Genomic DNA, 6229 nt, shown 5'->3' on the forward strand with positions numbered 1-6229 from the left:
ATTCTATTTGTACTTAAAAAGTTAAATCAATATTAAAACCAACATAACGAGAAGTCGGAGTATTTAAGTTCTCCTTACCACGATCCGGATCAGAAAATTTAAATTCTTTCGTCCACATTAACAGATTCTGTCCGATAACACCAACTCTCACTTTCTTCATCAAGAGTTTTTGAGCGATCGTTGCGGGAAGTGTATAATTTAATGCTACTTCTCTTAGTTTCAAGAACGAGCCATTCTTGATATTTTGACGAGCATCATGATCCCAAGGATTCTCATTATAATTCATCGTGTAATTTTGATAAGACACAGGAACATCATTTGGAGCAAACACACGAGTATCTTCCAAAACTTTTCCATACGGATCATAAGAAGCCGAGCCACTTACAACCTTTACGCCCGACCCTATGTAATTTTGCTTACCATTTACCACCTCGTCATAACGCCAGCGATTATCGCTATCGGGATGAACACCGGAATGCCACATGGCCTGTTCCGTCCATGAGTACATCACACCTCCGATACGACCATCGATCGAGACACTCAAATCAAACCCTTTGTAGAAAAAACGGTTTGTCCAGCCTAAAATACACTTCGGATCCTTATATCCTATAACAGATTGATACTTGTTCTTCACCGGAAGTCCCGCTTGATGAACGATATTCCCGGCATGATCAGTTTCCCAATCCGTGAAAAAATATTTATCATAACGCTCTCCAACACCAATACGGGGATCTTGCGAACTGTATACAGGATCTAGCTTATCATAATACCAATGCCAATAAGCAACATTCAAAGCGCTTTCCCATTGAAACTCTTTTGTCACGATCGGTTTTCCGGTAAGCGTAAACTCCATACCTCTCTGACGTAACTCTTCTGCGGTATTGGTTATAATCTTCTTGGCTCCAGAAGCCTCAGATATATCCGCTTCAATCAAACGATCATAACGCAAGCGACTGAAGAAGGTATAATCAAATCCCAAACGATTGTTGAAAAAACGAAAATCTGTACCAAACTCATAAGAGGCCTCCGTTTCCGGCTTGATATTCGGATCTCGTAATTTGGAAGGATAACCAGCAGTAGACATACCATTCCATACATCCGTATTCACGTCAAACACCCTATTGATCTCATACTCAGATAGATCTTTTTTTGCGACAGTCCATGATGCACGAACCTTCCAAAAATCCAATACCTCCTCAAGCGGGTTATAAAACGCAGTCGGTATAAAACTTCCAGAAACAGAAGGATAAAAATAGGAGCGAGAATCAGAGGGAAGTGTGGATGACCAGTCGTTACGAGCCGTCAAATCCACATAAATTGCGCTCTTCCAAGACAAACCAACTTTTCCATATATACTGTACAAAGCCTTCTCCTTTATCTCCTTAGAAGTACCAGGACGCTCAACAGAAGCATTTAAAGAATAAAAACCGGGAACAGACAAACCTCCACGCGTCCAAGAGTCTAGATCATCCTGCTTGTACCAAAAAGAAGATAATCCCACAATCGCATCAACTGTAAAATATTTCCATGTAAAATCACCATTCACAATCAAGTCATTATTGAAAGAAGATCCCCCCTTTTTTCGATATTCATAATAACCACGTTTTTCGCCGCTATCACCCACTGAACGACGCTTTTCCGTGCCGTTATCATAATTGTCGAAACCGGAACGTAAAGTTACCTTAAGATTCTTCATGATATCGTAACTCAAGGTAGCATTCGCATTGAACAGATTATTATCTCTCGAATCAATTCGCTCGTTCATTAAGAAATAAGGATTATCATACCAAGCAGAAAAACCCCAATTTTGCTGCTGATCCGGAACCTTCCAATAATTTTTGAAATCACGAATGTCATATTCCGTACCTCCCCAAATCAGCATATTATAAAGGATGTTACCTCCACCATAATCCACTACCGGCATATTGGGTGACTTCATCTTCTTATAAGACATTCCCGCATCCAGTTTGAACTTCTTATAGGTAATATTCCCACTCATATTCACGATATACTTATCCAATGAAGAATTGGGATACTGTCCATTCTGATGCACCTGCGTGGCTGATACACGAAAACCACCCAGTTCTCCAGATTGAGATACATTTACATTTGTATTGGTCACCAAGCCAGGACGCATAAAATTCTTCACATTGTCACGTCCTTTGGAAACCAAGGGCATCACTCGCATGGTCATTGTCTCCGGATCATATTGCTCAACCTCACGGCCGTCCATATAATCACCCCAGACATAACCACTATTATACTCCATACGGCCATAGTTTCCTGTACTATAACTAGATTGCACCTCTGGCAAACGTAAATACCCCGCTTGAAACATAGTATTATTTGACACATTCACGGTCAGTTCTCCTGATTTTCCTCTCTTTGTGGTAATCATTACAGCACCGGCACGCCCTCGTACGCCATATAAAGCCGAAGCAGTAGCTCCCTTCAAGACATCAATACTTTCGATATCATCCGCACTGATATCACTCAATGTAAAATTGCCATAAGCCACACCATCCACTACTATCAATGGATTCTCACCCCTTAATTGCAATTCCGGAGCCTCTGAGATCTCGGAGCTATTATTGATAGACAAACCCGCTATCTTTCCCGTTAAGCTTGTAGCCACATCCGTACCCTTAACAGCCGTAAGTTCCTCACTACCGACCTTTTGCACAGAATAACCTAATGCCTTTTCCTCTCTCTTGATACCTAACGCCGTAACGATTACCTCGTCTAATTTCTGAGTATCTTCCTGTAGTTTAACTCTATACACTGAGGATTTATTTATCGTAACCTCTTTTTGTACATAACCTATAAAGGAAATCAATAAAACCGCCCTATCCGGTACCTCCAAGCTAAAATCACCATCCAGTCCGGTAATCGTACCTAGCGTAGTACCCTTCACTACGACATTAGCTCCAATAATTGGTTCCCCTTGCGGATCCGTAATGACACCTGTGACTTTTCTATATGATTGCAGCTTCTCTTTTATTCCTTTTGCAGGATTCGAATCCGTCACCGACAATATAATACTATTGTCCAAAACTTTATACGTAACGTTGGTATCCTCAAACAACTCTTCAAGTATCGAAAACACATCTTCGCCATCGCTTCTAATAGAGACCTTCCTACTGGTGTTTATTTTTTGATTATCATAAAAAAAGCTGTACTCGGATTGACTTTCGATCTCCTTTAATACATTCTGAACCGATTCATTATTAACTTCAATAAATAAAGAGGCAGACTGCCTACGCTCAGTAATACCATACCCCATACTGATTGATCCCATTAACAACATGCCAGCTAACTTCATCCTTAATGGCAATCTACAACTGTTATAGATGTTTCCCATAGATTTAAATTTTTTTTAAGATTAAAACGTCATGATAATGATTCTCCAGGTCTGGATACAACCAAGTTTCTGTCTAAGTCAAGAATATGTTTCATTCATATTTTTAGAATTTAAAGATTAAACAATTAATAAAGTATCACTCTCTTTTTCAATACCTCACCATTTCCTCCAACCTCTTGCTCTATGGAATAGTTTATATGAGAGGCTATTTTAAAATGCTCTAAAATCCGATCCAATCTCATATTCTTAAATACCCCAGTAAAAGAACAGGATCGTAAATGATCGCCTCTCACCTCAAATTCAACATTGAAACATTTGCTCAATGTCCATAAGACCTCATCTAATGGAGTGTCTCTCAAGAGGATCGTACCATCTCTCCAAGAAATGTCCCTTTCCACATCCGTTTTGCACATATCTACACTTTTTTGGACTCGATCGTATATCACCTTATCTTCTGGTCGCATCAATAAACAACGCTTCTCCTTCTCCGCATTTACGTATGACAACCGGATCGATCCTGAGATCAATGTGGCCGAGACAAATCCATTATCCTTATACGCATCGACATTAAAATCCGTACCAAGTACCTCTATCGTAACTTGATCCTCAACTGAATGAACTATAAATTTACGATTCGGGTCTCTCTCCACCGAAAAATAGGCTTCTCCATTCAACTCTACCTCCCGTCGATCTTGAGCAAATTCAGAGGGATACTTGATATGTGTATTTGAGTTCAGCCAAACCTTAGATCCATCTGGCAGCATGATCGTACCTGTCATTCCTGAATTCATTCGTACCTCGATCCACTCTAGTTGCCTTGAGTCCTTTTTCAACAGATAGATACTCACGCTGGATAATAAAATGATCAAAAGAATAGCTGCGGTTTGTTGAAACCTTGTTTTAACAAATAACCAAGATCGCTTACGAAGCATTTTCCTTTTGACCCGTCGTAAAGCTTTCTCCGATGATGTTTTTCTTAAATTAGACCATGTAGTTGTAGCGAATAGAATATAATGCACATCACGAGCAATTTGTCTATTTTTCTCCGATGCTTGTATCCACTCTTCCACACACTCAGCCTCTCTATCCGTTAACTGTTTTGTAAAGTAACGCAAGAGAACAGATTCATTTATTTTGGGGTAAAAACGACTTTCCATAACTCTTTTTATACATAAGAGACATAAGCCAAGATATCTCCTAAACAAAAAGAAGAAAAAATGTAAATATTTTTTCATACGATTTATAATCGTTATATAACGTGAGTTCGATGTAAAATCAGAAAATAGCAAGTCGCCCGTCGTCGATGAACTTTAGGCGGGTTTCTTGTTCAAAAAGCAGTATGCTGCGATAGCTGACAATGAATTAAAAAACGATGTCTGAAAAATGTTCAATCTGTGCAATGTCCTTCAATTCATCATTGGCCGTTTCAATCAAGGTTCTTTTTCTGGGCTGAATCTTGTCAGCAATACTTATCAGGGAGTTTCTCACGCTGTTTTTAACTTTAGTGACAAGCGGTCTACCGTTAAGAAAGAGACTCTCGAGCAGAGCCTGACCGATATATCCCTTGTCCGCACATAGTTTCCCTTTGATGTTCTATAGGAACTTATCATTGTTTCAATGGCTCACGGTCATCTATATTTCCATGTGTAAACATGAAATTAACAATTTCACTTTTGTCATTGGTTATTAAATGTAACTTAAATCAGAAGAACCATCCCATAGGAGATTTTCCACGCACTGCAATCCTCTCAAATGTCTTATGAATCAGAATCCTCTGATTACGACATACACCTAAGGGGGATAGAGTCGACGAGACTAATACATGTACAGGTTCTCAACGGTACCTTCTTGATGAAAATGCTCAGAGGGGAATCCGTGCTTCCTTCTCCAGTTCCACGAAACGGTTATAAGACACCTTGTATGAAAACAGGTATTTCAGATATTTACGGACATATTCCTTGTGATAATGCTTGAAGCAGCGGAAACCACCGGAATGAAACAGGATAAGAATGACCATAATCTCAGCGTCGCTCATATGGTTAGGTTTGTTACGATGCCCACTCTTCTTGTCTTCAATCATATATTTTTCCTGTTGTAATGCAAATTCCTCGCAAAAAACATTGACCATACAATAAATCTCTGTAATTTTAGACTTTGAGAAGATAGTGGTAATCTTTTAAATGTTATATTCAGTACTATAAATTTAATACTTTTATCGCTATATTCCTATTTAACAATAGATTATATCTATTCTTATATCGAACTTACGTTAGTTTAGGAAATACTATAATGAAAAAGTTAAAAAGTACGTTAAATGAAGACATCCAACTTTTCACTTCCATCCAAAAAGGTGACAAGAAGGCCTTTGATCTCCTCTTCCTCAAATATTATCCCAGACTCTGTTCCTACGCATGCCAATATGTAAATTTTAATAACAGTGAAGAAATTGTTCAAGAAATCATGATATGGTTATGGGAGAATAGAGAAGTGATCAAAATAGAATCCTCTCCCATACCCTATCTGTTCCGAGCTGTTCGAAACAACTGCTTGAGGCAAAAAAACAGGGATGAACTGAAAAATAAAATCCTAACAATATTATATAATCATGCTAATACCCCCTACGACGATCCAAACTTCTACATCGAAGAGGAACTGATTCATAAAATAGAAAAATCCATCATGGATTTACCCGAAAATTACAGACAAGCCTTTGAAATGAATCGCTTCCAAGATATGACTTATAAACCTCAAATCCGCAACTAAGCCCTTGAACGTCCTTATTGCGTTTACACGTCCTCTCATTACTGAATTTGCAGATAATTTGAACTTGAAGCACCCACTTCTGCCTACAATATCCCCTTACCCCAC

The 6229-nt window shown here is 38.8% G+C and carries 3 protein-coding genes and 1 pseudogene; 1 reads left to right on the plus strand and 3 read right to left on the minus strand.

The window, feature by feature from the left end; genetic code table 11:
• Positions 1 to 13 precede the first annotated feature (13 nt).
• The 3 genes and pseudogenes from NBH16_RS14460 to NBH16_RS14470 form a co-directional block, all read right to left on the minus strand.
• Positions 14 to 3361, minus strand: a complete 3348-nt coding sequence (locus NBH16_RS14460; RefSeq protein WP_122383081.1) for a SusC/RagA family TonB-linked outer membrane protein — start codon at positions 3359 to 3361, stop codon at positions 14 to 16.
• 125 nt (positions 3362 to 3486) lie between these two features.
• On the minus strand, positions 3487 to 4230 hold the full coding sequence (locus tag NBH16_RS14465) for a FecR family protein (RefSeq protein WP_233554271.1): 744 nt from the start codon (positions 4228 to 4230) through the stop codon (positions 3487 to 3489).
• 406 nt (positions 4231 to 4636) lie between these two features.
• Positions 4637 to 5525: pseudogene (locus tag NBH16_RS14470) on the minus strand (IS982 family transposase).
• A 125-nt stretch (positions 5526 to 5650) separates the two neighbouring features.
• Here NBH16_RS14470 and NBH16_RS14475 point away from each other — a divergent pair.
• Positions 5651 to 6124: a sigma-70 family RNA polymerase sigma factor gene (locus tag NBH16_RS14475; protein WP_250788787.1), complete on the plus strand. Its 474-nt coding sequence runs from the start codon at positions 5651 to 5653 to the stop codon at positions 6122 to 6124.
• The last annotated feature ends 105 nt before the right edge of the window (positions 6125 to 6229 follow it).

This window comes from Parabacteroides sp. Y3-G-102 (assembly GCF_023656845.1).
Lineage (GTDB): Bacteria > Bacteroidota > Bacteroidia > Bacteroidales > Tannerellaceae > Parabacteroides > Parabacteroides distasonis.